Source organism: Bradyrhizobium sp. CAR08 (assembly GCF_052871955.1).
On record NZ_JBIXJX010000008.1, the window covers coordinates 54,216 to 78,402 of the forward strand.

Below are 24,187 nucleotides of genomic sequence, written 5' to 3' on the forward strand. Positions count from 1 at the left end.
GCGCGCTCACCAGACGCCAGGCAGCAGGCGATAGCGCACGCGCGTCACATAGTCGGCATAGCCCGGCAGGCCCTCGCGCAGCGTGCGCTCCTCGATGCGAATGCGGACCGCAAACAAGACGAGGAACAAGGGCGCCATCAGAAGTCCCCACCATGAGCCCAGAAGCAGCGGCACGCCGGCGAAGAACAGCATCATGCCGCTGTACATGGGATGGCGTACATGGGCATAAGGCCCCGTCGAGATCACGCGCTGCGCGCGCTCGGCTTGCAGCTTCACCACGGGCGCCGCGAACGAGTTCTCGCGGAAAACCCAGAGGATGAACAGCGTCGAAAGCAGGAACAGGGCGAGGCCGAGCATCTGCAGCGCCATCGGCATGTCGGAGGACAGCGTACGCCGGTCAAGCCCAATCGCCGCCAGCCAGACCAGCATCGTAATGACGAAGACGGCCATGAACGCCTTGTCGGCAGCGGGCTGGTCCTTTTGCAGGACCGGCCGCAGGCGTTCGGCGAGCAGTGCGGGGTCGACCCGGTAAAGCCACCAGCCGCAGAGCGGGCCGAGCAGGGCGGAGGTCGCGAGGAACACCCAAGCCGACGGCCAGTGCAGGGTTCCGGCGCACGCGAACAGCAGCGCGCCCATGGCGGCGGTGGTGATCGTGCTCTGCAACAGCAGTCTTGCGATCATGCGCAGGTCTCAGGGTAGCCGCGCACGATATTGGTCCCGCTATCCGGCGAAGATGCGGCCGGACACGCGAAAAGCCCGATCGACCGGATCGGGCATTTCATCTTCGACGCGGCTGATCAGGCGAGCTGATCGATCCGCGTACCCTGACCCGGCGGCAGCGGCGCAGGCGGCGGCGGCTTGTAGGTCGGGTCGTTGTCCTTGGTCTTGATCTGATCGTCCTGCTGCTTGGTCGTGTCGTAGCTCGGCACCACGATCGCGATCGGCGGCGGCGAAACGGTAGAAACGCTCATCCACAAATCCTCACGTATGGAAACAATTGACCCTGCGCCGCGAGACGCGAAATTTCCTTCAAGCCAATCGTTAAAATGCGAGGGATCTGGTGCGGCAGAGGAGGCCGCTTTCGTGCCGCCACAAGCGCTGTTTCCGCGAGAGGACAGACCTCTCCTCGTCATTGCGAGCGCAGCGAAGCAATCCAGTCTGTCTCCGCGGAGGGATTCTGGATTGCTTCGCTACGCTCGCAATGACGGAGTCCGAAATGGGCGGTGTGCTGTCAGACGCACACCGCGCGGGAGCCGCCTATTCGTCCTTGCCGCGCGTGATCGCGATCGACGCATCCGTCTTGGTGCGGGTGCATTCCATGTTGAGACGCCGGTAGCGCATGCTGATCTTGTCGCCGCGCAAGAGCCCCATCCGCTTCAGGCAGCGTGTCGCGCCCGTCGTCGTATCGTCCTTGGTCACGGTGAAGACGATCGCGGCCATCGACCCCACCAGCGCAAAGAACTCCGGCTTGGGCTTGCGATCGCCCTTGGCATAGAGCTCGATCGAATATTTGTCGCCACGGCAAGCCACGGACAATTCCTTGGCCGCGGGATGAGTCAAGTAGACCACATTGGCGGCGCGGAAATTCACCTTGAGGCGATCGACCTGGTTCGCCAGCTCGTTGGCGCTGTCATCGCAGCGGTCCGCGCGGGCGGGCGAGGCGATGGTCACAAGGCCGGTGATGGCGGCGGCGACCAGGATCGCGCCGCGGACGTGTAAGTTCAATGTCATGATGAAAGCCCCTTAGCGGGCGCATTCAACCGTCGTCTCGCGCGTAGCGCAAGGGGTGCACCCAGGGTCTTCACTGGCGTCATGAGGGCCTCGTGTCCGCCGACAGCCGCCGAAAATAGGTCGCCGTGTCGCCGAATCGGGATGCCCCGACCGCACCAGAGCGCCTTCCCTTTGCAGCAAAAAAGCTTAGAACGCTTCTATGAACGGGGCCCATGCGAGGGCTCCAAAACCCCGAGATTCCCGCCCATGAACGCTCCTACCGCCTTTCCCGATCCCGCAAAGCCCGTTCCGCCCTACAAGCACACGCCGCTGTTTCCGCTGGGCAAGGACGAGACGCCCTACAAGAAGGTCTCGTCCGAGGGCGTCAGGGTCGAGAAGGTTTTGGGGAAGGACATGCTGGTGGTGTCCCGCGACGCGCTGCGGGCCCTGTCGGAAGCGGCCTTTGGCGACATCAACCACTATCTGCGACCGGGTCATCTGAAGCAGCTCCGCGCGATCCTGGAGGATGGCGAGGCGAGCCCGAACGACAAGTTCGTCGCGCTGGACTTCCTCAAGAACGCCAACATCGCTGCAGGCGGCGTGCTGCCGATGTGCCAGGACACCGGCACCGCGATCATCATGGGCAAGAAGGGTTGCAACGTCATCACCGATGGTGACGACGAGGCGGCACTGTCGGAAGGCGCGCGCGATGCTTACCTGCGCCGCAATCTGCGCTACTCGCAGGTCGCGCCGCTGTCGATGTACGAGGAGAAGAACACCGCCAACAACATGCCGGCGCAGTGCGAGATCTACGCGGAAGGCGATGACGCCTACAAGTTTATGTTCATGGCGAAGGGCGGTGGCTCCGCCAACAAGAGCTTCCTGTTCCAGGCGACGCCCTCGGTGCTGACCAAGGACCGGCTGCTCGCCTTCCTGAAGGAGAAGGTGTTGACGCTGGGCACCGCGGCGTGCCCGCCCTATCACCTCGCGATCGTCATCGGCGGCACCTCGGCCGAGCTCTGCATGAAGACGGTGAAGCTGGCGTCGGCTCGCTATCTCGACGCGCTGCCGACCCACGGCTCGCCCGACGGCAACGCGTTTCGCGATCTCGAGATGGAGCAGGAAATTCTGAAGATGACGCAGTCGCTCGGCGTCGGCGCGCAGTTCGGTGGAAAATATTTCTGCCACGACGTCCGCGTGATCCGCATGCCGCGTCATGGCGCCTCGCTCCCGATCGGGCTCGGCGTGTCCTGCTCGGCCGATCGCCAGGTGCTCGGCAAGATCACCAGGGAGGGCGTCTATCTCGAGGAGCTCGAGCACAACCCGGCGCAGTATCTGCCTGAGGTCGAGCAGTCGCTCGGCGGCGAGGTCGTCAAGATCGACCTCAACCAGCCGATGAAGGATATCCTTGCCACGTTCTCGAAGTACCCGACCAAGACGCGGGTATCGATGACCGGCACCATGATCGTCGCGCGCGATTCCGCGCATGCCAAGCTGCGCGAGCGGCTCGACAAGGGCGAGCCGCTGCCGGACTATTTCAAGAACCATCCGGTCTATTACGCCGGCCCCGCCAAGACGCCCGAGGGCTATGCCTCCGGTGCGTTCGGCCCGACCACTGCGGGCCGTATGGATTCTTTTGTCGATCAGTTCCAGGCCGCCGGCGGCTCGATGGTGATGGTCGCCAAGGGCAACCGCGCGCCGGCCGTGCGTGAGGCCTGCAAGAAGTATGGCGGCTTCTATCTCGGCTCGATCGGCGGTGCCGCGGCGAATCTTGCCGAGCACTGCATCAAGAAGGTCGAGGTGCTCGAATATCCCGAGCTCGGCATGGAAGCGATTTGGCGCATCGAGGTCGTCGACTTCCCGGCGTTCATCATCATCGACGACAAGGGGAACGACTTCTTCAAGGAGTTGAATCTGGGCTGAGGCCGCGTTCCCCGGACGCTGCGCAGCATGAAATGATGCGCTGCTGATCCGGGGTCCCCATGGCGGGCATGGGTCCCGGCTCTGCGATGCACCGCTTCGCGCTGCGTCGCGTCCGGGACACGAGACTTACTCGCTCAACTACAATTTGTGACCTGGTTGGAGCACAGCCCGCGCCACCAGCCGCGGACGCCGTCCTGGCTCTCGACCAAGCCCCAGAGGCCGCTGCAGGCAAAGATGTGCTTCGGTCCGCCGTCGGTGTCGATCGGACCGCCGAGCTCGCGCTGGGCGGGCATCCATTTCGCATCGACGAAGGGTGCTTGGAACAGGCCGCCCATGCGTGTCGCGCCATTGGCGTAGGACGCGCCGACCTTGTTGGAGGCGACCCAGCCGCGTCCGGCATAGGGCTTTGGCGCGCTGCGCGGATATTTCTTGTCGTCCTCGTAGTCCTTGCCCGGCGGCTTGGCGCCTTCGATCAGAAACCAGCCGTTCTTGAAACCGATGATGCGGAATTCGGTAAGCCAGCCGCCATCCGGCGTGTTCTCGCTGCCGCCGAGCTTGAGCCGGTAGGGCGGCGGAAGCGTGCCGAGCACACGCGCCTTGATCGATGGTTCGGCACGCACGTTGAGGCCATCAGGATCCTTGTCGACGGACCATGCGCCGAAATCGCAGGGCTCGGTACCGTCGGGAAGCGTTGAGCGCCTGGCGGCGAGATCGGCATGCAGCTTTGCGAAGTCGGTGTCGTCGTTGTCAGAATCGGGCCCGCTACGCGGCTTCAATTCGGCTGAGATTGCGCGCGTCGCATCCGGCGTCAGCGCGACCACGAGAGCCTGGCGCGTGGCGAACACGCTTGCAGGTGACTTCGGATCGTTCGACGAGATCGGATAGACGGCGAGGTAGCCCGTCAACCCTTCGGTTCGATAGGCCGTGCCGGCGACATAGCCTGCCGGTAGCATGGCGAGCGCGCTTGCCCGCCACGCCGGTTCGGCGTCGTCCGCGCTAGCCGCTTGTGTCGCGACACACAGGATCGTCGCCGCGATGAGACCGAGCGCGCGCACCGTTGCCGCGCCGCTTAGGCGCGCGTGCCGGTGAACGGGAAGCTGCCCATCGGGCCGATGCCCATCTCACCGCTCATGCTGTCGCCGGAGACGGTTCCGATGAATTCGAGCGTCAAGGGCATCGGATTGGTGATCGAGACCTTCCAGTTGACGGCATCGCCGCTGACGGTGCCATCGAAAATCTCGGCTGTATCGCCTTCCGCGCCCTGCGTCCCCGTGAGCGTGCCGCCGGCAGCCGTCAGGCTCAGCGTCGCCTTGCGCTCGCCCATGGGGGTCGTCAGGGTCAGAGTCCAGTTGCCGTCGACGGCCATTCGCGTCTCCCAAGATCCCGGCGGACCGCGACGATCCGCGGGCCAGTCCCGGCCGAGCGTATAGCGCAACTCGCCGCTCGCGCCTAACGCTCCGTTGGAGGCATTTAGGCGCGGGCGGCGGCGCGTCGTCGGCTGGTGACGATGAGGCGAAGCACGACGTATTGCACGGCGAAGGCGAGGATCTTGGCGCCGCCCGCGACCACCGTGATGTAGAACGCCCACAGCTTCAGATCGCCTGTGGAGGCGACGGCGATCATGCCGGCGCCGATTACGAACATCAGCGCGGCCCAGGCATAACCTGCAGCCGTCACATATTCCGGAACGGTCTCGACGACGATCGGCGGCATGTAGCGCAGCATCCAGCCCCGCTTGAGCATGATGGCGCCGATCGCGAAATGCGCGATCGAGGGCTTTGCGAGCATGAAGCGGGGATCGTTGGTCAGCAGCGTGACCGTGCCGAGCACGACGACGAGCGCGACGCTCGCATAGGTCATGTAATTGAGCTGCTGCCCCTTGACGCGCGCGTAGATCACCTGCGCGATCGCTCCGGCAATCGCCACCGACGTTGCCAGGACGACGTTGTCGGTGATGATGTAGATGACCAGGAAGACGATGGCAGAGAAGAGGTCGGAGGCGAGGCGGGCGAATACGTCCTTCATCGTCGATCCTGTTCAGCGGGAGTTGGACATTGGGCTGGCCGGCGCACCGTACTTGATCTGCCGATATTCGGGATACCATTTTGTGAAATAGATCGCGCTGTTGCGGGCGGCGAAGGCGACCGCAAGGCTCGACCAGAGCGGCAGGCCGGGGACATAGAGCAGCACGAGATTGGCGGCCGCCATCAGCAGCGCAGCCGCGGTCCAAGCGCCCGTGATGACGTAATTGGCATAGAGAAAGCCGGGCATTGCCGCGGTCTCGGCCGGCACGGATTCGACCGCGTATTGCAGCGTGAAGGGACGCCGGACCAGCATCGAGCCGAGCGAGATGACGAAGATGCCGATGTCGACCGACAGCTTGACACCGAGCGTGCCAAGCGCCGGGTCGAACAGCGCGAGGTGGAGGCCGATTGCGGCGAATAGCAGCGCCGAGCCCATAGCCAGGATCTTCAGCGAGCGACCGCGCACGACATCGATCGCCACGGTGGCCAGACAGGTTGCCGAGGCTACGAATACGCTGATCGTGGCAGACGTCATCAGCATCAGGAAAGTGAAGGCGCCGTAGGGCGCGAGGATCAGGAAAATCGCCATGGTTCGCCTCGGTCCGGCTTTATCTTTACGGTGTAAAGATCAATATGTCAGCAGCGAGGCGTGGTCAAGTCAAATCTTTACAGTGTCAAAATGACGTAAGCGACTTCCAAAAATTGGATTGCTGCAACGGCTTGGTCGGCCATCTCATCAATGAAGCCGGCCCAGGACAGGTGCGGCAGCACAGGTAACGCGCAGGCGATCGAGAGGACGAAGGCGAGCAAGATACCGCCGTTGAAGATGGTTTGGCCGCTCCGCCGCGGCCGGATCATCGGGAGCGTGATCCCGGCGCAGATCAGGAACAGGATCAGGACAGCGAGGCGGTCCGCGGTGATCGAGGGCATATGCATGAGAGACCTTTTGGTGACATCAGCGATGTCGAGAGGAGAGCTACCGCGCGCCGACCCAATTGCCGTGAAAACCGTCGGGCACGCGATGGCCGAGCTGCACCAGCGCGACGGGGCCGGCCTCGACATCCTTGGCATTGAACACGGCGAGGTCGCTGCGGTTTTCCCGCGCGCGCCAGACCACCGCCAGCAGCCAGCCGTCGCCTTCCGCCGCATCTTTCGACCGCTCGACGAAGACCGGCTCGGAGATGGTGTCGCCGGCCGGCAGCAGATAATGGCCGAGGCGCGTTCCATTGCCATCGACATGGACGACGCCGGACAGCGCGCCGAACATCGGCAGCTTCGGATTGGCGCAGGCGTACCAGCCGTGACGGCTCTTCAATCCGGCGCGGCGGTCGTCGATGCGCGGGAATTCGCCGGTGAGATCGTCGAGATAGGTCTGCTGGAAGCGGTCGGTCTTCCCGGCAAGATCGAAGGTCCAGCGGCAGTGGCGAGCGAAGGATTTCTCGGGATTGGTGGGCGTGCCGTCGGGATGCGTAAATAGTGGTGCTTCCTCGAACTGCATGACGTCCGCGATGATGCGGTCACCGTCCTCCCAAGCATTCATGACGTGGAAGACGTAGCAGGCTTCAGCACGAAACCAGACGATGTCCTTCGCGCTGCCCTTGCGCTTGATCACGCCGACATAGGCGCCCTTGTCCGGCTCCCAGGCATAGGGCGGCCGCCCGCTGATCGCGCGCTCCATGCTGCCGGTGACGGGCAGGATCGGAAACAGCACGTGGTTCTCGGTGACGATGAAGTCGTGCACCATGCTGGGATAGGGCGCCTCGAAACGTTCGAAGCGCGTCGCCTTGCCGGACGCGTCGATCGAGCCGTAGGAGAGGGCAGGCGTCAGCGGACCCGCGGCGTTGTAGCCGAAGAACACCAGCTCGCCGGTGACGGGATCGATCTTCGGGTGCGCGGTGAAGCTGCCGGCGACACGGCCCTGATAATTGTGATAGCCGCGGGTTGCGAGCGTGCCCGGATCGATCTCAGTCGGCAGATGGGCTTCTTCCAGCGCAAGCAGCTTGCCGGCATGGAAGATGATGTTGGTGTTGGCGACGCCGCCGTCGGTGAGGTCTTGCGGCGCATCCGGCAGCTTGCGGCCGAAGCCCCCGAACAACGCGCGGCCGGCATCGTGCTCGGCCAGCCATTTCGGCGTACGGACCCAGCGATTGCGATGGCTGGCGCGGCCGTTCTCGAGGTGAAAGGCGTGCAGCATGCCGTCGCCGACGAACCAGTGCGCGCCGGGCGAGTCGAACTGCGGATTGGGGCCGTTGCGATAGAGCGTGCCGTTCAGTTCGCGCGGCAATTCACCGATGATTTTCAGGAAGGGCGCGTCGGCCTCGAACGGAATCGGACCGAGGTTGTGGCGGCGTTCGGCAACGGCGTCCTGCTGCACGGCGTATCCCTTCCTTATCTTTACATCGTAAAGATCAAATAGCCGTACGAGGGGTTCTCGTCAAGTGAAATCTTTACACTGTCAATATTGCATCCTATAGCTGGCCCATGGGCAAGAGTGAGATCAGGACAGAAACCGCGCGCGGTGCGCGTACTTCAAAGAAGGCGAGCGCGCCGGCGCGTCCCGCGCGACGAACGGCGAGCGTCAAGTCCGAGGCGCCCTATCACCACGGCGCGCTGCGCGAGGCGCTGCTCCAGGCCGCCGAACGGGTGCTGGAGCGTGACGGGCTCGCCGGCCTGACATTGCGCGCGGTGGCGCGCGAGGCGGGCGTCTCGCACGCCGCGCCCACCCATCATTTCGGCGACCTCACCGGGCTTCTCAGTGAGCTCGCGGCCGTCGGCTTCCGCCAGTTCAATGCGGCGATGGCGTCGTCCTCTGACACCGCCACCACCCCGCTTGAGCACGCGCTGGCGCGGCCGAAAGCCTATGTTGCCTATGCCCAGGCTCATCCCGGCATGTACGGCATCATGTTCCGCACCGAGCGCCTCGACTATTCCAGGCCGTCGCTGCACGAGGCCGCCGAGGCGTCCTTTGCGGGGCTCGCCAATGCCGTCGGCATGATGCGGCAGGAGCGGATCCGCGGCGACGCGCTGACGCTCAATCAGGGCGCTGCGATCGCGCGCGCCTGGTCGATGGTGCATGGATTTACCATGCTGCTGCTCGATGGACGGCTAGAGGATATTCTGGGGCGCCTGCCCGAGGGGACGACTCCCGAACGCCTGCTCGAGGCCATGCTGATGTCGCCCGTGACGGGGAAGCCGCCGGGTCCCTGATCGATTGCCGGCGAGCGCCTAGCGCATCGTCGCGAGCTCGACCGCGCGGCCGCGTGCGCCTATGATCTTCACCTCGTCCTTGCCGCAGGTAAAGCTGCGGGCGGACTCGTCCGCGGCCTTGCGCGCGAGCTCATTGGCGTTCGGGTTGGCGATCGCGTCGACATAGGCGACGTGGCAGACGGGGCCGGGTGGCAGACGGGTCACGATGAGCATGGCCTTGGTGTTCGGCCGCCCCTGCTTGTCGGGATCGGTGCCATCGGCGATGTGCCAGCGCTGGATCATCGCAAACGGCTTGGCCCCAGCGGTGCGCCATTCGACGGTGGTTTCGGACGAGTTGAACGGAGCGAACCAGACTTTAGCCGCCGGTTCCTCGGCCGCGGCCTCGCGATTGCGGCCGACGGAGACGATTTCGCGAAGATCGTCTTCGGCGATCAGGACCACGAGGCCATCCTTGCCCTTGCAGACCCGCGTGGTGCTGCCGTCGAGCTCGCTGGGCTTTCCGATCTGGCGGCAATCCTTCGTGGCCGTCGAGGTATATTGGCTGCCCACGGATCGGGCGTCGGCTCGGTCGAGACCACTGCACATCAGCAACATGGCCAAGAGCAATAAGGCCAAGCCTGCGGTGGTGATGCGGAACATGACGACGCCTTTGATCGAGTGGGAACTCCGTACCATCAGACGTCTTGATTGTGGGCAAGGTTCAAACGGGGTCAACAGACACCTGACAGCGGCGCGGAATCGTTCTAGAAGAGCGGCTTCGCTTGGGCTCTTTCAGCCTCGTTCGCGTCCTCGTTTTTCGTGATCATGCCAGCCACCTCGTCCAACAAACCTTATCGCGTCGGCCGCTCGAAAACCGGGCTCGGCCTCTTCGCCACCAAGCCGATCAAGAAGGGCACCCGGATCATCCGTTATTACGGACCGATCCTGGACTCCCGGATTCCCGAGCACGACGACATCGAGAACAAATACCTGTTCGAGCTCAACGGTCGCTGGACCATTGACGGCTCCGTGCGCAAGAACCTCGCGCGCTATATCAACCATTCGTGCAGGCCCAACGCCGAATCCGACGTGCGGCCGCGCGAGCGCAAGGTTTTCATCCGCGCCATCAGGAACATCGAGCCGGGCGACGAGATCAATTACGACTACGGCACCGATTATTTCAAAGCCTACCTGAAGCCGATCGGCTGCAAGTGCGAATCTTGCGAGAAGAAGCGCAAGAAGCTGCGCGCCGAGGCGCGGGCCGAACGCGCCAAGGTGAAGGCGCGCGCGGAGCGCAAAGCCGAGAAGGCGAGCGTGAAGTTCGCCAAAAAGAAGAAGCTTAATGGTCATGCCGTCGGCAAGGCGAAGGGCCGCGCGCGGGCCTAGCCTGAGTTCGAGCTTCTGGCATAACTGTCATGCCCCGCGAAAGCGGGGCATTCAGTACGCCGCAGCTCCGTATGCGACGACTACCTCTGGAATACTGGGTCGCCCGGTCAAGCCGGGCAACGACAGCGAGTGATGTGGCCTCAGGCAGCCAGCACACTCCCGCTCCTGCGCAATCCCACATATTGCAGTTCGGCAAACACGCCGGTCGCGATCGCCTGCGCCACGACCATGAGCTCGCCGGCAAGGTTCGGCGACACCGCGCCCGAGAGCAGCAGCGCAATGCTGCCGACGGTCCAGGCCGCGTTGCCGACCACGACCAGCAGCACGAGCGGCTTTGCCACGGAGGCGCGTGAGGCGAGCCAGCCGACCAGCGCCGTGTAGGCGATCAGGAACAGGCCGGTCTCGCGCAGCAGCGCTTCGGGTAGGTTGAACAGCGAGGCGAACGCGCTGGCGCCGAACGTGAAACCGAGAGCGGCCACGCCGCTGAAGATCGCGTCGGCAAGAAGCGCGCGGCGAAGGAAGGTGGATGCGTCGATCATCGTGGGTCTCCATGGTTGGGGTGGGCTCGAGGTGAAACTCAGTGCAATCCACGCCACCAGGCGCGGAGCAGGCGGGCGAGGCGGAACGGGCAGAGGCTCCTGCCGACGCTGTGCTCGAAGGCCGTGACCTGCGCGACGACGTAGTCGCCGGTCGAATGCACCAGCGGCTCCGGCATGTTGAGGCTGCGCGCCAGCATCCGGGTTGCGAGCGCCATGGCCCAGGGAACTAGCTGGTCTGTGACGGTCCGGTAGAGCAGCAATGCGATCATGGTCGTCTCCTGTTGCGACCCAAGATGCGCCGGCCCGAGCCCCAATTCGATTACCTCCGACGTAATGGAAGGGCCGAAATCTGCGTGCTAGGTTTTCGACCATGAACGCACATGCATCCACCGCACAGGCCGAACGCAGCCAGCCGGTCCATATCGGCGACCATTTGCGCGAATGGCGGCAGCGCCGCCGCATGAGCCAGCTCGATCTCGCCGGTGAGGCCGAAATCTCGGCGCGGCATTTGAGCTTCGTCGAGACCGGCCGCGCCGCGCCCTCGCGCGACATGGTGCTCAGACTCGCCGAACGTCTCGACGTGCCACTGCGCGAACGCAACGTGCTGCTGGTCGCCGCCGGCTATGCCCCGGCCTTTCCGCAACGCACGCTGGAGGATCCCGCCTTGAAATCAGCCCGCCAGGCGATCGACCTCGTCCTCAGGGCGCATGAGCCGAATCCGGCGCTGGCCTATGACCGGCACTGGAATCTGGTCTCCGCCAACCGCATGCTGGCGCCGCTGCTCGCCGGCATCCCGCAGCGGCTGCTCGGTCAGCCCTTCAACGTGCTGAGGCTTGCCTTCCATCCCGAGGCGCTGGCGCCGCGCACGGTCAATCTCGCGGAATGGTGCGGACATCTCCTGGAGCGGCTGCACCGGCAATGCGAGGCCACGGCCGATCCCGAGCTGATCAAGCTGTATAACGACTTGAAGAGTTATCCGATCCCGGCGCGCGCGGCGCCGCTGTCGAGCGACAATGTCGCGATCCCCTTCAAGCTGCGCCACGAGGGGGAGATACTAAGTTTCTTCTCCACCACCATGGTATTCGGTACGCCCGTCGACATCACGCTGTCGGAGCTGGCTCTGGAAACCCTCTTCCCGGCCGACGAGCGCACTGCCGAGCGGCTGAAGCAGATGGCGGCTGGCTTGCAGTAGTGCCGTTTACAGGAGGCGGTGGCGCTCGCATAGTCCCCGGATGGACACACGCTCGTCCCGGCCATTACGGTCGGCCAATCCGGTCGGCGACCTTTTGCGCGGCTGGCGCATGCGCCGTGCATTGAGCCAGGCGGAGCTGGCGTTCGAGGCCGGCATTTCGATCAAGCATCTGAGCTATGTCGAGACCGGCAAGTGGGCGGCAAGCCGGGAGATCCTCCTGCAGCTCGCGACCGCCCTCGGTTTGTCGCTGCGTGATCGCAATGCGCTGCTGGAGGCCGGGGGTTTCGCGCGACTATACGGCGAGCGCGATCTTTCAGCGCCGGAGCTTGCCGACGCGCGGCGCGCGATCGATCTTCTGCTCCGGCGGCACGAACCGTTTCCCGCGATCGTGACCGATCGGCGCTGGAACGTGATGGAGGCCAACTGCGCCGCGTCGCGGCTGATGACGATGCTGCTTGGGCAAGAACGCATGCAGCGGCCGCTCAATCACATGCGCATGTTCCTCGCGCCGGACGAGCTCAAGCCGTTCGTCGAGAATTGGCCCATCGTCGCGACCGCGTTGTTGTCGCGTGCGCGGCACGAAGCGATGGCTGCACCGCTCGACGAGGCCCTGCAATCGACGTGGCGCGAATTGACGCGGCTGCCGGAGCTTCCCGCACTCAGGATCGAGGACAACGTCGCGCCGGGGCCGCTCTGCGAAGTGCGCTTACGAAAGGGCGACGCCCGCATCGGTCTGATCGGTGCGGTGCTGACGCTCGGGACCCCGCAAGACGTGACGCTTCAGGAGCTTCGCGTTGAAATGTTCATGCCGGCGGATGCCGTGTCCGAGGCCACTCTGATCGCGCTTGCGGCTCAGGAGGCCTGAGCTCGCTCGGCGTCGCGGCGCTCAAAGCTCATGGCTTGCATCACCTCCGCAAACGGACCTTTGAGATCGCTCAGTGTCGCCATGGTCAGGCCCGCGCCGTTGGTGCCGACGCGCGTGGCGGCGCGGATCAGGATCCATTCGCTCTCCGGCGGTCGGAAGAAGTAGAGGCTGATCTCGGGATTGATAAAGGTCCAGTTGCGCATGTCGACGATCTGCGCAACGCCGCTCGAAAAGTCCGCGGCCTGCACCGCTTGGAGCAGTGGTGTGTTCGGTTCGCCCTCCACCAGGGGTGCATCAAGTCGCATCCAGGCGGCGGCCGGGCCGGGCTTCTCCAGCGCGCCCTCGATCAGCCGCACCGACACGTTCTGGAAATACCGGCTCCATTTCTGCGCGAAGGCCGCCGGTGCTGCGCCTGTCTCAGGCGTCTTGTCGATAGTCGCGGGCCTGGCGAAGGGATCGACGGGCGATTCTCCGCTCGGCGCCGTCAAGAGCGCCGTGCAACGGCCGATCTCGGTCTCTCCGTCCATCAGCCGCACCTGGGCGGTCTTGGCCTTGCGGCCGTCGCGCAACAAATCGGTGGTGGTCTGGAAGACGCGCAGGCCCGCCGGTCGCCACAGGTCGAAGGTCAGGCGCCGCACCGCGAAGCCGGATTCGGTGGCGAGACGGTCGATGTCGCGGGTCATCAGGGCGGTGGTGGCGCTTCCCTGCAACATGTCAGGCGACCACGGGCCGCCGGCATGCTCCGTAGCCCGGAACTGCTGGCCTTCCGGCTTGAAAATAGCGGTCATCGCGGTTTCCCCTCGTGCTTGATCGTGGCCGCGAGTATCGGATCGGGTGAGGCCTGTCACAATAACCGCAGAGGTGAAGTCGTGAGCCATGCAGGACCGGTGCCTTGCGCCGCCTCCGGTTCGGTTTATCTTCCGACGAACCCGTACCGTCCGAAGGAGACGTCCGACATGAGCACGTTGAAACCGCTTCAGATCGACGTCGTTTCCGACGTGGTGTGCCCCTGGTGCTATATCGGCAAGCACCGGATCGAGAGTGCGCTGGCGCTGGTGCCCGATGTTCCGGTCAAGCTCAATTTCCGTCCCTTCTTCCTCAATCCCTGGGTGCCGTCCGAGGGCATCAGCCGGGAGGAGTATCTCACCAAGAAGTTCGGCTCGGTCGAGGCCTACAAGGGCATTGCGGGACGCGTCGTTGCGGCCGCGGGCGAAGAGGGGCTCGTCTATCGGCCCGAGCTTGTCGCGCGTCAGCCCAACACCACCGACTGCCACCGCCTGATCCTCTGGGCCGAGGCGATCGGCAAGGCGCCCGAGATGAAGCAGCGCCTGATGGAGCTCTACTTCCGCGACGGCGGCGACCTCACCGATTTGAACGTGCTTGTGCAGGCGGCTGCCGATGTCGGCCTCGATGCCGATGACGTGCGCAAGCGCCTCTCCACCGACGAGGACGTCGCGCGCGTATCGGCGGACGCGCAGGAAGCCGCCGAGAAAGGCATCTCCGGCGTGCCGACCTACGTGTTCGCGCAAAAATACGCCGTCTCCGGCGCGCAGGATCCCAACATGCTCGCGCGCGCCATCCGCGAGGTCTCGGCGGAGATCAACGCCCAGGCGGCGGAGTAGGAGCCATCCTATTTACGAAGCAGGCGAACTGCGCGACGCGCCGCCGCGTAGGCGATGCCGTGCGCCGCGAGCGCTCCGTGAACCAGCGCCACGATGGGGTCGTTCCGCCGCAACGGTATCAGCACGTCGCCGACGGCGAAGCGCCCGCGCCAGATCGGATTGATCATGGGGTGATCGGCGCTCGCCGTGGAATCCGCGCTGGCGATGGCTGGATCGGCGCAGAGGCGGCGGGTGAGCTCGAGCGTGAGCTGCACGCCCGGCGAATATCTTGCAAAGCGCTCGTCGATGCCGAGCTTGAAGAAGAAAGCGCGATCCTGGTGGCGCAGCACGATGCCGGCGGCCACCGGCGTCGCGCCGGCGCGAAGGGTGACGATCTCGCATTGCGCGGTTTCTGCCAGCGCGGAAACGGCGCGGCGGATGAAGGTTGCATCGCCGGCATGCTGGACCAGCGCGGTTCCGCGCTTCCCCTTCCAGCCGCTGGCTTCGAGCTGCAAAAATGTCTCGAGCGCCGGCCCGATCTCGTCGGGGCTGCGCGCGACGTCGAACACGATTGCGCCGTGTTCTTCGAGGCGATGCCGTTGGCGGCGTAGCTCCTTGAGCTTTTTGCTGCCGAGCGCGTCGCGTAGCAGCGTCTCACCGTCCTGGGTCGCGTCGAGGCTGGCGCGGATGTAGGAGTTGAGGAGGCGCGGCTTCAGGCCGTCGCGATTCAGAACTTGGCTGAGGGCGGTCATTGCCGTCCCATCGAGCGCGACATCGTTCAGCACGAGCGCATGCGCCCCGGTTGCGCGGGCCTGCTGCAACAGGCGCGCCGCTGCCTCGATCGGGGCATCGCGGTCGATCAGCGGGCTGCACAGCGTACCATAGGGATGCGCGCTCACCAGCGCGGGCAGGGGGATCTTCCATGCCCGCCAGAGCGAGATCACCGGCATCAGCCCGATCAGCCGCGATCCATCGTATGCGGAAAGCGCCGAGGCATCGGTGCGGCCGCGCGCGGTTGCACTGACAGCGAGCTCCCAGCCCGGCAGGTAATATCCGTTCGGCTCGATCGCGCGCTGCGCGAGTGCGCGCCACTGGCCGGGTTCGATCGCGGTGAGCGGGACGCGCGCGCGCGCCGTCGCGGCATGCTTTGCCGATGCCGGATTGATCGCAGCCTGGTGCGCGATATCGACCACGTCCCGTCGTCCCCGTTCAGGAGGCCATGCTTAGCGCAAAGATTGGAAAATACAGTTGGGACACCGCTTCAATTCGAGTGGTAATATTAACGTCTCGTTGAGCATCCGGCCGCGAGCCGGCCGAATGCGCCGACGGACGCCAGAATTGCTCTCGAGCCGGAGGATCATCATGGTCGCCACACCTTTTACGCCGATTGAGTCGCTCCTTGGCGGCGCGTTGATCGGCCTGTCCGCCGTGCTGCTGATGTGGACGACGGGACGGATCGCCGGGGTCAGCGGTATCGCGGCGCGGCTGTTTCCGCCTTACCAGGATCGGCAATTCGCCGGCCGGCTCGCCTTCGTCGCGGGCCTTATCGTCGCGCCCGTTCTGGTGCGCCTTGTCACGGGAGGCCTGCCGGCGCAAACGATCGGCGCCGGAACGCCGCTTCTGATCGTCGCGGGATTGCTCACCGGCTTCGGCGCGGTGTGGGGCAGCGGCTGCACCTCTGGCCACGGCGTCTGTGGCTTGTCGCGGTTGTCGGTGCGATCGCTAGTCGCGACCATGACGTTCATGGCGGCGGGCATGGCGACCGTCTTCGTGATGCGGCACTGGAGCTGACCGCGATGACGATCCTCATTCAGTTCGCGATCGGTGTGGTCTTTGGCCTTGGTCTCATCGTCTCAGGCATGTCGAACCCGGCAAAGGTCCTGAATTTCCTGGACATTGGCGGCATCCCGGCAGGAACGTGGGACGCGAGCCTGGCCTTGGTGATGGCTGGCGCGGTCGCGGTGACCTTCATTGGCTTCAGCCGCGTCTTGAAACTCGCAAGGCCTGTCTTCGCCGACCGCTTCTATGTCCCAACGCGAAACGATATCGATCCGAGAATTATCGCCGGTCCCGCCATCTTCGGTATCGGCTGGGGCCTCGTAGGCTTTTGTCCAGGCCCGGCATTGACCGCGCTCGGATTTGGCTCGGCCTCCGCGTTCATCTTCGTCGTCGCGATGTGTGCCGGCATGGTGCTCGCCCGCTTCATCGCGCAGCTCCCGTCGGCAACGCGTATTGTCACGCCGGGAAAACCGCTCGAGATCTGACATGGACAGGACCGGGCGAGTTATCTCGTCCGGTCCTGCATTTCATGGCTTCATCGACTACCAGCGATCGCCGACACCAACGCCAACACTGACGCCGGGTGCGCGGATGCCGACGCCGCCGCGCGGACCATCGTCCCAGTCGCGATAGGTGCGGCGCTCATAGTAGCGGTCACGCGGCATCGTCGCGTAGGAGTCGCGCACGATCACACGCGAGCCGCCGCGGGTGCGATAGCAATTGCCGGAATCGTCGCAGACCAGCCGCACTTGCTGGACGAGATCGGGGCTGGTGTATTCGCTGGTCGTATAGACGTCGGCGGCCTTCGCGCCGCTCACCGCTGCCAAGGCTCCGACGCCAGCCAGCAACGCAATCGTGAATGTCCTCATCATGTCCTCCTCGAAACTGCCCTCGGCGGTAACAAGAAGGGGAAGCCATGATCGTTCCGGCAAAATTACAGGTTTTTCCCGGAACCGGATCGGACGTCGGCTTGATCCGTTTCCTAGATCGGCTCGTAGCTTTCCGATCCGCAGATATCGTCCGCTTCGGCGCGGCGGCGATCGACCACTTTTCCGCCTGATATGGTCACGATGTAGGTCTGTGGCCCGAGCGGCGATCCGGTCGCCGAGGTGAGCTGGGCGCGGACGCAAGCTGTCCAGCCCGGTCCTCGTACCTCACGATGGGGTGTGGCGACATGCACCTCACGCGGATAGGACGTGCTGAGGAAGACGACTTCGATCTGCTCGCGCACGACGCGTTTGACGTCGGGGGGCGATTCGGGCGGCGGCTGCTCGGCCTCCTTCATGCGCATGAACTCGGGCACCGGTGCGCGGCTGTCGGCAAACCCGCAGGCCCCGAGCGCGAGCGCGCTGGCCAGCAGCGCGGCATGAGCAATAATCCGTAACATCCGTGAAGGTCCCCTGCGGGCCAAAACATAGGCACGAATGCGATCCGACGAAGACCCGGCCGATCAAAATTTGCTGAAGCCAGAATTCCTTGGAGCCAGGATTCTTGGAGCCAAGATTTCCTGAAGCCAAGATTTCCTGAAGCCAAGATTTCCTGAAGCCAAGATTTTCTGAAGCCCTGGAGCCCGCGGCATTGGCTATTCCATAATTGCCGGCTAGTTTGTACCCCAGACGAGGGGGATTGCGCCCATGAGGATTTTGGTCATAGCGGCCGCCGTGCTTGCGCTGGCGGTTGCCTCCGCGCAGGCGCAGATGGGCGGTGGCAGGCGTCAGCCTAACGAGGGCGGCCAGAAGGCGGACAACAAGCCCAAGGTCGACGAGAAGGCCTACAAGGCCGCACTCGAGCGCATTCCCGAGTCCAAGGAGAAGTACGATCCGTGGAGCGGGGCGCGTCCGCCTGAACCTGGCAAGAAGCCGAAATAAGTGAGGCGGGCCTTGGCGACCCGCTCCTGCTATTTGGCCGCTCTCATCACGCTCCTCCTTTTTTCGTCGCGGCCAGGCATCGCCTGGGAGAGCTGGGGTGGCGATCCCGGTGGCTCGCGCTTCTCGCCATTGCGAGAGATTACGCCCGACAATGTCGGCAACCTGGTTCGGGCCTTCGAATTCCACACGGGCGATCTCGCGGCGCGGCCGCCCGGGGTGATGCGGCGAACCAAATTCCAGGCGACGCCGCTGTTCGTCGAGGACAGCCTGGTCTTCTGCTCGCCTTTCAACGAGGTGATCGCGCTCGATCCCGGTACGGGCGCGCAGAAATGGCGTTACGACCCCAGGATCGCGATGAACCAGCGTCCCGCCAACCGCTACGTCTGCCGCGGCGTCACTTACTGGATCGACGATGAGGCGCCTGTAGATGCGGCATGTCGATCGCGTATCTTCATGGGCACGAACGATGTTCGCCTGATCGCGCTCGATGCGAAGACGGGAATCCCCTGTGCCGGCTTCGGCAAGGGCGGTGAGGTCAGGCCCGACATTGGCATGAAGCTGGAATGGCCGGGCGAATTCCAGATCACCTCGCCGCCGGCGGTCGGCCGCGGGGTCGTCGTGGTCGGCTCCGCGATTGGCGACAACCGCCGCGTCGACGCGCCGAGCGGTGTGGTGCGTGCGTTCGATGCGCGTAGCGGTCAGCCGCGCTGGACGTTCGAGCCGCTCAAGCGCGACGGCATCGAAGCCGGTCACGCCAATGTCTGGGCGCCGATGTCGGTCGACGCGGTGCGCGGACTGGTATTCCTGCCGACGTCCTCGCCGTCGCCGGATTTCTGGGGCGGCAAGCGGCCGGGCAACAACGAACATGCCAATTCGGTGGTCGCGCTGCGCATCGAGACGGGCGAGCTCGTATGGGCATTCCAAACCGTGCATCACGACGTCTGGGATTACGATCTGCCGGCGCAACCGACGCTCACGCGCATCGACACCGGCGATGGTCAGCGCGATGTCGTGATCCAGCCGACCAAGCAGGGCTTTGTCTTCGTGCTCGATCGCGACACCGGCAAGCCGGTATGGCCGGTCGAGGAGCGCAGCGTCCCGCAGGGGGCCGCGGAAGGTGAACGGCTGTCGCCCACGCAGCCATTCCCGACGCATGTGCCACAGCTGATGTCGCAAAAAATCTCGGCTGAGGATGCGCTCTCGCTCGTTCCTAGCCTGCGCCGCTCAGCATGCGAGAAGCAGTTTGCGGAGGCACGCAACGAGGGCCTGTACACGCCCCCCTCAACCCAAGGCACGCTGGAGTTTCCGTTCACCGGCGGCGGCGTCAACTGGGGAAGTGCGGCCTTCGACCCCGTCAACCAGGTCCTTTATGCCAACACCAGCCGGGCCGTTCATCTCATCAAGCTGATTCCGCGGGCGGAGGCGGCCGGGTTCGATCCTCCGCCCGGTCATGATTTCGGCCAGCAGACGGGTGCGCCGTTTGCGATGTCGCGTGCGGTGGCAATGTCGCCGCTCGGGCTTCTTTGCAACAAGCCGCCCTGGGGCGAGATGGTCGCGGTCGATCTGAAGGCCGGCAAGATCCTCTGGCGTTCGACGGTCGGCACCACCGAGGATCTCGCCCCGCTCGGCGTGCCGCTGCCGTGGGGTGCGCCGCTCGTCAACGGGCTCGCGGTCACGGCAGGCGGGCTCGTCTTCACCGGAGCGATGGACGCCTATTTGCGCGCCTTCGATGCGCGCAGCGGCAGGGAGCTGTGGCAGGGTCGGCTGCCCGTGCCCGGCGTCGCCAATCCCATGACCTATCTCTGGAAGGGCGAGCAGTATGTCGCGATCGGCGCCGGCGGCCATTCCGAGGCAGGCACCTCGATCGGCGACAGCGTCGTTGCGTTTCGCCTGGCAAGGCCGGGCGAGGGGCCGTCGCTGTGGTCGCGTACCATCGATCGCCCCGGCGGACGATTTTTTGCTGCATCCTCGGCGATCGCGCTCGCGATCGTCGCGCTCGTGGTTGCAAGCCTGCGCTGGCGTCGCCGACGTCGCATCGCGCGAACATGACGCAGCATCGCGCGCGCGATGCGAATGATCGTTCACATCGTATGCACTACTGTACGAAAGCGAGGCCGATGCGCCTGTCGCTACGCCAGACAGGGCGGCATTTGCGCACGAAATTGTCGCGCGCGATCGCGAGCGTGAACGATTGCGGCAATGTGACGAGGGCATCGAGGTCGATTGCGGCGCCGTCCGCCGACATGTTTCGCACCGTGCATGTGATGCCGCTGTTTTCAAAGGTGATCTTTCCACCCTTGAAAACACGGTAACGCTGCGCTGCACGTTTCTCGATCATCCGCGTTAATCCATATTGATCTTTGTGAAGTAGTGCATAGAAATTACGTTGAACTAAACTCAATACTGGCGCTACTTGCACAGCGCTTCAGATTTCGTTTACGACGTCGAAGCGGAAGTCACTCCGCGGATTTTTCCCCAAGCCGTTCCTTTGTGGCGCTACGCGCCGATGGAGATATTGATGAAGACCACGTTTTCGCTTCTGTTCGCCGCAGCGCTCTCGCTCTCGTCCATGCCCGCCCACGCCACCAAGCTCGATCTCGCGACCATGAGCTGCAAGCAGTTCCTGGAGAGCGGCGACGACACCATCAAGATGGTGCTGACCTGGATGGACGGCTGGTACAAGGGCGACGAAGAGAACGCGATCATCGACACCGACGTATTCGTCGAGAACGCCAAGCAGTTCGGCAGCTATTGCGGAAAAAATCCCAACGTCAGCATTGTCACCGCGGCTGACGAAGTGCTCGGCAAGTAATTTCTGCCGCGTGTCGGCACGACGCGCGATCACAACCGCGCTACCCGTCTCGAGATGACGCCATTGAGAGCCGCGGTGCGCTTTGCGCTCACGCGGCTTTCTTCTTTCGGATGATGCTCACCCCGGCAGCATCGCGAACGCACTCGACACCATTGCCACCGGCTTGTTGTCGGTGGCCGAGAGCAGCGTGACCCGGCCAAAGCTCATGGTGCGTCCGAGTCGCACCACGCGGGCGTCGGCCAGCACGTCCGACGAGGAGACGGAGCGCATGAAATGCGTGGTTTGGTCGACCGTCGTCATCGGACGATAGCCGCGGTTGGCGGCGAGGTTCGCGATCACCATCGCGGTGTCGGCGAGCGCCATCAGGGCCTGGCCGCAGACCACACCACCGTTGCGGCACAGCCGCTCCGAGAACGGCATGCGCAGGAGCGCTGCCGGCTGCCAGTCCGGCACGTCCGGCGGCGGCAGGTGATCGATGCGCTCGACCGACAGGTTGAGATCCTGGACCCAGGGCGCAAAGACTTCGCCGAGGATGCGTCGGGCCTCATTGATGCCGAACTCGGCTTCTGGCTGCGATGGCATTGCTGTCGTTCCCTCCTGTATTGCCGGATGTTCGGCATTTCGAGCGGACCGGCGCGGCAAAGTCGCCGGTCTGCCGCGGGTCCCGTCGGCTTGAAAATGCCTGACTTCGCCCGGTATGATGCCATGGAGTGGGTATGGGTGGGTGATGTTGCGTAGGTATGTCCTCGTGTTTTGTCTGGCCGGGCTCGGCCTGTTGCTGAACGGGTGCACCAAGTGCGGCCCGATCTGGGACGACTGGCTCCACGCGCCGAAATCGTGCAGATCGGACCGGCTCTAGCGGGCCGAGCGGCCCCTGCGGTTGTGGCAGGGGTGACAAGGCGCGGGCGACCCGCGCCGCCATGGATGATCAAGGAGTCAATGATGAAGCTTTTCCGTATGGCCGCGGTGCTGGCTGTTCTGGCGGGACCGACCGTGCTGGCGGGACCGGCTTATGCGCAAATGCCCAATCTCAATTTGCTGCAGGAGGGGCCTGGCAAGACCCCCGAGGAGAAGGCCGCTGAGGCCGAGCGTGACAGGGCTTACAAGGAAACGCTGAAGAAGATTCCAGACTCCAAGGCGTCCAACGATCCCTGGGGTGGCATGCGCTCCGACCCGCCGAAGCCGTCGGCGGCGCCAAAGGCGTCGGCCGCAACCGGTGCGCCGAAGAAGAAGTCCGGCACGACTGCCAATTGACCTTCCGCCCGAGCGGCGCTGTTGAATGCCTCCGGCCGGGACTCCTCTTTGATCGGCCTGCTTCCTACATTGCGCGGGAGTGTATCGCGTCGAGGAGAGCAGAACATGGCCGATCGTCCGCGGGATCTCGCCGAGCGGATGGCGCGCCGGCGAAAAATGGGCGGCAAGCCCGGCCCGACGGCCGGCGACGGCTATCTGCGCGAGACCTTCACGCTGCCGCGCGCGGCGGCACGGGAGAGGGCGCAGGCTTTCTTCACCCGCTACCCCAAGGCCGGCTATATGAGCGCGGTCGAGACCTGGCGCGAGCTGCCCGGCGGCGACATCGAATTCACGATGCGGCGGCTGCCCAGCGCGGATTAGGGCCGGCCCCTATTCGAAGGTTTCGGATGTGATGCGGATCCGGAATACGGGCTCCTTGGCCTCGTCCAGCAGCTCCATATTCCATTCGGAATTTTCCTGGAGCTTGCGGGCGATGCCGGCGGCCATGTCGGCGCAGACGCTTGTCATCTCCTTCCAGGCCAAATCGCGATCGGCAAATTCCGACGCCTGGTCGGCACAGCCGGAATAGCGGCCGTTCCGGATTCGAAAGAAGTAGAGCGGCATGGTTCGCACCGATCGCGCCTGATGGCTCCGTCCCCACGGCCATAATCCCGGCAGTCCAATCCCAAACCGTCGGCAGATCAATTCCGGTCGGCTACGGAATAGCCCCATGGACGCGGCTTGCGCCCTGCAAGCCATGCTGCGCTCAAGTCATGGCGGCTGCGGCGCGCAGGGGCGCCATGCCGCCGACGATCTCGGTCCGGCCGTTCAGGCGGTTTTGCGCCCGATCGCCTTCAGCTCCCGATCGATGCGCAGCTGCACCCGTCGGATCGCCAAGAGATCGATCTTGGTCTCGGTCTTGCCGGTCTTGATCTGCTCGCCGATGCTGAGAACATGCTGGGCGGCATAATATTCCAAGGGAAAGCCAAACCTGTCGGTAAGCCCCGGATCGCTCACGGCTATCGCGCAAACGCACGCGCTCCGGAACATACGAAATCGAAATTCGAAAGACGCCGGCCGCGCGCGTCGGCGCGAGACCTCATGCCCGTGGTTCTCCGGCCAAGAACAGAGTTCCGAGAATGGGTAAGGGCGTCTTCCGGAACGCGGCGGCATGTGCCTTGCTTGGCCCGATGCGGCTAAGCAACATGGACGCGTCATGCCGGGCATTCCCCGCCGCTATTCTCATTTCGTGTTCGGAATCATCCAGTCCGGACTGACCTCGCTGATCGCCGCGGGCATCGCCAGCGTTCCCGCAGGGAACGCGCTGGACTTCCTGGCGCACTGGATGGTGTCGTGGCTGATCGCATGGGCGGCGATGCTGCCGATCGTGCTGCTCGCAGCGCCGGCGATCCGCGCCTTCTCGCTGCGGCTGACGCAGGAGGAGGGCGGTTCGCAAACCGGCCGGCCGGCGTGAAAATCGGAATGAAAAAAACCCGCTTGGGAGAACCAAGCGGGGAGAAGGTTATTGGAGGCTGAGGTGCTGGGCTGCAACACCATAGCCGGGCGACCCTAGCCGGTTCAGCTTACGACAGCCTGACAAGGCCCAATGATGGCAGCAAAAGCCGGAGCGCGGGGGCCGCAGACTGGCCCCGCACCGGTCCCAATTTCGACATCCGTTCGCACAACTCAGGACACAACCGCAGGCGAGATTTCGCGGCGACGGTGCTGCCATGGGGGAAAACGTGGCGTGCCGGCAACGGGGTGGCATCATGGACAACGTAGAGCGGTCATTCGCCGCCGCGACGGCGGCTGGCTTCGTCGTGCTGGTAATCGGCATCGGGTTGCTGGTTCTGCTGTAGGCGCTGTTGGGTGCGGGAGATGGCTCCGAGGGTGGAAAGGCCCGTGCGCGCCTTTCGAAAACGCGAAAACAACCCCATGCACAGTAGTGTGCCTACAAATTTCCCGGCCCTGTCAATGGCTTACTGGTAGTATTTAGATACCATATCGGCTCGGATTCGCCTTTCACGGCTATCCGAATCCCCATTCCTGAGATCAACGGGCGGCCGCTC

At 64.4% G+C, this 24,187-nt stretch carries 34 protein-coding genes; 14 read left to right on the plus strand and 20 right to left on the minus strand.

Annotated elements, in window-relative coordinates; all coding sequences use genetic code 11:
- Positions 1–6: 6 nt before the first annotated feature.
- The 3 genes from ACIPUD_RS17915 to ACIPUD_RS17925 form a co-directional block, all read right to left on the minus strand.
- Positions 7–681: a methyltransferase family protein gene (locus ACIPUD_RS17915; protein WP_204511677.1), complete on the minus strand. Its 675-nt coding sequence runs from the start codon at positions 679–681 to the stop codon at positions 7–9.
- 116 nt (positions 682–797) lie between these two features.
- Positions 798–971 (minus strand): hypothetical protein, encoded by a 174-nt coding sequence (locus tag ACIPUD_RS17920; protein ID WP_007612258.1) that lies wholly within the window; start codon positions 969–971, stop codon positions 798–800.
- A 286-nt stretch (positions 972–1,257) separates the two neighbouring features.
- Positions 1,258–1,731: a hypothetical protein gene (locus ACIPUD_RS17925; RefSeq protein ID WP_446481248.1), complete on the minus strand. Its 474-nt coding sequence runs from the start codon at positions 1,729–1,731 to the stop codon at positions 1,258–1,260.
- Positions 1,732–1,977: 246 nt separating this feature from the next.
- Here ACIPUD_RS17925 and ACIPUD_RS17930 point away from each other — a divergent pair, with 246 nt between their 5' ends.
- A complete protein-coding gene (locus ACIPUD_RS17930; RefSeq protein WP_018456404.1) occupies positions 1,978–3,633 on the plus strand; it encodes a fumarate hydratase in 1,656 nt (551 codons plus the stop codon).
- 134 nt (positions 3,634–3,767) lie between these two features.
- On the opposite strand, the gene ACIPUD_RS17935 is transcribed toward ACIPUD_RS17930, so the two are convergent.
- The 6 genes from ACIPUD_RS17935 to ACIPUD_RS17960 form a co-directional block, all read right to left on the minus strand.
- Positions 3,768–4,688: an SH3 domain-containing protein gene (locus tag ACIPUD_RS17935; RefSeq protein WP_377789370.1), complete on the minus strand. Its 921-nt coding sequence runs from the start codon at positions 4,686–4,688 to the stop codon at positions 3,768–3,770.
- A 14-nt stretch (positions 4,689–4,702) separates the two neighbouring features.
- Positions 4,703–4,999, minus strand: a complete 297-nt coding sequence (locus tag ACIPUD_RS17940) for a hypothetical protein (protein ID WP_007602176.1) — start codon at positions 4,997–4,999, stop codon at positions 4,703–4,705.
- Positions 5,000–5,103: 104 nt separating this feature from the next.
- A complete protein-coding gene (locus ACIPUD_RS17945; RefSeq protein WP_085349396.1) occupies positions 5,104–5,658 on the minus strand; it encodes an inner membrane-spanning protein YciB in 555 nt (184 codons plus the stop codon).
- Between the two features lie 12 nt (positions 5,659–5,670).
- Complete coding sequence (locus tag ACIPUD_RS17950) at positions 5,671–6,246, minus strand: hypothetical protein (protein ID WP_085396039.1); 576 nt, start codon at positions 6,244–6,246, stop codon at positions 5,671–5,673.
- 77 nt (positions 6,247–6,323) lie between these two features.
- The gene (locus tag ACIPUD_RS17955; RefSeq protein WP_166517616.1) at positions 6,324–6,593 is read right to left on the minus strand and encodes a hypothetical protein; all 270 of its coding nucleotides are present in this window, start codon (positions 6,591–6,593) and stop codon (positions 6,324–6,326) included.
- A gap of 40 nt (positions 6,594–6,633) precedes the next feature.
- Positions 6,634–8,031 (minus strand): carotenoid oxygenase family protein, encoded by a 1,398-nt coding sequence (locus tag ACIPUD_RS17960; protein ID WP_446481249.1) that lies wholly within the window; start codon positions 8,029–8,031, stop codon positions 6,634–6,636.
- 107 nt (positions 8,032–8,138) lie between these two features.
- Here ACIPUD_RS17960 and ACIPUD_RS17965 point away from each other — a divergent pair, with 107 nt between their 5' ends.
- Positions 8,139–8,864, plus strand: a complete 726-nt coding sequence (locus tag ACIPUD_RS17965; protein WP_446481250.1) for a TetR/AcrR family transcriptional regulator — start codon at positions 8,139–8,141, stop codon at positions 8,862–8,864.
- A gap of 18 nt (positions 8,865–8,882) precedes the next feature.
- Here the strand turns inward: ACIPUD_RS17965 and ACIPUD_RS17970 are convergent, their stop codons facing one another.
- Positions 8,883–9,503 carry a hypothetical protein gene (locus ACIPUD_RS17970; protein ID WP_446481362.1) on the minus strand — a complete coding sequence of 207 codons (621 nt, stop codon included), beginning with the start codon at positions 9,501–9,503 and terminating at the stop codon, positions 8,883–8,885.
- A 165-nt stretch (positions 9,504–9,668) separates the two neighbouring features.
- Between ACIPUD_RS17970 and ACIPUD_RS17975 the strand changes: the two genes are divergently transcribed.
- The gene (locus tag ACIPUD_RS17975) at positions 9,669–10,229 is read left to right on the plus strand and encodes an SET domain-containing protein (RefSeq protein ID WP_377789361.1); all 561 of its coding nucleotides are present in this window, start codon (positions 9,669–9,671) and stop codon (positions 10,227–10,229) included.
- Positions 10,230–10,369: 140 nt separating this feature from the next.
- Here ACIPUD_RS17975 and ACIPUD_RS17980 read toward each other — a convergent pair whose 3' ends face one another.
- Positions 10,370–10,768, minus strand: a complete 399-nt coding sequence (locus ACIPUD_RS17980) for a hypothetical protein (RefSeq protein ID WP_018456396.1) — start codon at positions 10,766–10,768, stop codon at positions 10,370–10,372.
- Positions 10,769–10,806: 38 nt separating this feature from the next.
- Complete coding sequence (locus ACIPUD_RS17985; RefSeq protein WP_026233166.1) at positions 10,807–11,037, minus strand: hypothetical protein; 231 nt, start codon at positions 11,035–11,037, stop codon at positions 10,807–10,809.
- Positions 11,038–11,138: 101 nt separating this feature from the next.
- Between ACIPUD_RS17985 and ACIPUD_RS17990 the strand changes: the two genes are divergently transcribed.
- Both ACIPUD_RS17990 and ACIPUD_RS17995 read left to right on the plus strand, forming a co-directional pair.
- Positions 11,139–11,960: a helix-turn-helix domain-containing protein gene (locus tag ACIPUD_RS17990; protein WP_446481251.1), complete on the plus strand. Its 822-nt coding sequence runs from the start codon at positions 11,139–11,141 to the stop codon at positions 11,958–11,960.
- A 40-nt stretch (positions 11,961–12,000) separates the two neighbouring features.
- The gene (locus ACIPUD_RS17995) at positions 12,001–12,825 is read left to right on the plus strand and encodes a helix-turn-helix domain-containing protein (protein WP_446481252.1); all 825 of its coding nucleotides are present in this window, start codon (positions 12,001–12,003) and stop codon (positions 12,823–12,825) included.
- On the opposite strand, the gene ACIPUD_RS18000 is transcribed toward ACIPUD_RS17995, so the two are convergent.
- Entirely contained in the window at positions 12,813–13,613 is an 801-nt protein-coding gene (locus ACIPUD_RS18000) for a thioesterase family protein (RefSeq protein ID WP_446481253.1), read from the minus strand. The genes ACIPUD_RS17995 and ACIPUD_RS18000 overlap by 13 nt on opposite strands.
- Positions 13,614–13,781: 168 nt before the next feature.
- On the opposite strand from ACIPUD_RS18000, the gene ACIPUD_RS18005 reads away from it, so the two are divergent.
- Entirely contained in the window at positions 13,782–14,447 is a 666-nt protein-coding gene (locus ACIPUD_RS18005; RefSeq protein ID WP_446481254.1) for a DsbA family oxidoreductase, read from the plus strand.
- An 8-nt stretch (positions 14,448–14,455) separates the two neighbouring features.
- On the opposite strand, the gene ACIPUD_RS18010 is transcribed toward ACIPUD_RS18005, so the two are convergent.
- Positions 14,456–15,619, minus strand: coding sequence for a GNAT family N-acetyltransferase (locus tag ACIPUD_RS18010; RefSeq protein ID WP_446481255.1), 1,164 nt, complete (start codon positions 15,617–15,619; stop codon positions 14,456–14,458).
- Between the two features lie 169 nt (positions 15,620–15,788).
- On the opposite strand from ACIPUD_RS18010, the gene ACIPUD_RS18015 reads away from it, so the two are divergent.
- A complete protein-coding gene (locus ACIPUD_RS18015) occupies positions 15,789–16,217 on the plus strand; it encodes a YeeE/YedE family protein (RefSeq protein ID WP_377789352.1) in 429 nt (142 codons plus the stop codon).
- Between the two features lie 5 nt (positions 16,218–16,222).
- Positions 16,223–16,690 carry a DUF6691 family protein gene (locus tag ACIPUD_RS18020; RefSeq protein ID WP_377789349.1) on the plus strand — a complete coding sequence of 156 codons (468 nt, stop codon included), beginning with the start codon at positions 16,223–16,225 and terminating at the stop codon, positions 16,688–16,690.
- Positions 16,691–16,747: 57 nt separating this feature from the next.
- On the opposite strand, the gene ACIPUD_RS18025 is transcribed toward ACIPUD_RS18020, so the two are convergent.
- Together ACIPUD_RS18025 and ACIPUD_RS18030 are read right to left on the minus strand one after the other, a co-directional pair.
- Positions 16,748–17,077 (minus strand): hypothetical protein, encoded by a 330-nt coding sequence (locus ACIPUD_RS18025; protein ID WP_018456387.1) that lies wholly within the window; start codon positions 17,075–17,077, stop codon positions 16,748–16,750.
- A gap of 110 nt (positions 17,078–17,187) precedes the next feature.
- Positions 17,188–17,592, minus strand: coding sequence for a hypothetical protein (locus ACIPUD_RS18030; RefSeq protein WP_018456386.1), 405 nt, complete (start codon positions 17,590–17,592; stop codon positions 17,188–17,190).
- A gap of 247 nt (positions 17,593–17,839) precedes the next feature.
- Between ACIPUD_RS18030 and ACIPUD_RS18035 the strand changes: the two genes are divergently transcribed.
- The gene (locus ACIPUD_RS18035) at positions 17,840–18,073 is read left to right on the plus strand and encodes a hypothetical protein (RefSeq protein ID WP_018456385.1); all 234 of its coding nucleotides are present in this window, start codon (positions 17,840–17,842) and stop codon (positions 18,071–18,073) included.
- A gap of 33 nt (positions 18,074–18,106) precedes the next feature.
- Positions 18,107–20,122: a pyrroloquinoline quinone-dependent dehydrogenase gene (locus ACIPUD_RS18040; RefSeq protein ID WP_446481363.1), complete on the plus strand. Its 2,016-nt coding sequence runs from the start codon at positions 18,107–18,109 to the stop codon at positions 20,120–20,122.
- 46 nt (positions 20,123–20,168) lie between these two features.
- Here ACIPUD_RS18040 and ACIPUD_RS18045 read toward each other — a convergent pair whose 3' ends face one another.
- Entirely contained in the window at positions 20,169–20,411 is a 243-nt protein-coding gene (locus tag ACIPUD_RS18045; RefSeq protein ID WP_247297240.1) for a PilZ domain-containing protein, read from the minus strand.
- 180 nt (positions 20,412–20,591) lie between these two features.
- Between ACIPUD_RS18045 and ACIPUD_RS18050 the strand changes: the two genes are divergently transcribed.
- Positions 20,592–20,885: an HdeA/HdeB family chaperone gene (locus ACIPUD_RS18050; RefSeq protein ID WP_007602202.1), complete on the plus strand. Its 294-nt coding sequence runs from the start codon at positions 20,592–20,594 to the stop codon at positions 20,883–20,885.
- Positions 20,886–21,002: 117 nt separating this feature from the next.
- On the opposite strand, the gene ACIPUD_RS18055 is transcribed toward ACIPUD_RS18050, so the two are convergent.
- The gene (locus ACIPUD_RS18055) at positions 21,003–21,467 is read right to left on the minus strand and encodes a PaaI family thioesterase (RefSeq protein WP_446481256.1); all 465 of its coding nucleotides are present in this window, start codon (positions 21,465–21,467) and stop codon (positions 21,003–21,005) included.
- Between the two features lie 360 nt (positions 21,468–21,827).
- Here ACIPUD_RS18055 and ACIPUD_RS18060 point away from each other — a divergent pair, with 360 nt between their 5' ends.
- On the plus strand, positions 21,828–22,139 hold the full coding sequence (locus ACIPUD_RS18060; RefSeq protein ID WP_026233159.1) for a hypothetical protein: 312 nt from the start codon (positions 21,828–21,830) through the stop codon (positions 22,137–22,139).
- A gap of 105 nt (positions 22,140–22,244) precedes the next feature.
- Complete coding sequence (locus ACIPUD_RS18065) at positions 22,245–22,499, plus strand: hypothetical protein (protein WP_446481257.1); 255 nt, start codon at positions 22,245–22,247, stop codon at positions 22,497–22,499.
- A gap of 9 nt (positions 22,500–22,508) precedes the next feature.
- Here the strand turns inward: ACIPUD_RS18065 and ACIPUD_RS18070 are convergent, their stop codons facing one another.
- Both ACIPUD_RS18070 and ACIPUD_RS18075 read right to left on the minus strand, forming a co-directional pair.
- Positions 22,509–22,742 carry a DUF6894 family protein gene (locus ACIPUD_RS18070; RefSeq protein WP_018456379.1) on the minus strand — a complete coding sequence of 78 codons (234 nt, stop codon included), beginning with the start codon at positions 22,740–22,742 and terminating at the stop codon, positions 22,509–22,511.
- A gap of 204 nt (positions 22,743–22,946) precedes the next feature.
- The gene (locus ACIPUD_RS18075) at positions 22,947–23,135 is read right to left on the minus strand and encodes a hypothetical protein (RefSeq protein WP_247491420.1); all 189 of its coding nucleotides are present in this window, start codon (positions 23,133–23,135) and stop codon (positions 22,947–22,949) included.
- 199 nt (positions 23,136–23,334) lie between these two features.
- Between ACIPUD_RS18075 and ACIPUD_RS18080 the strand changes: the two genes are divergently transcribed.
- Positions 23,335–23,592 (plus strand): DUF2798 domain-containing protein, encoded by a 258-nt coding sequence (locus tag ACIPUD_RS18080; protein WP_247491169.1) that lies wholly within the window; start codon positions 23,335–23,337, stop codon positions 23,590–23,592.
- Positions 23,593–24,187: the final 595 nt, after the last annotated feature.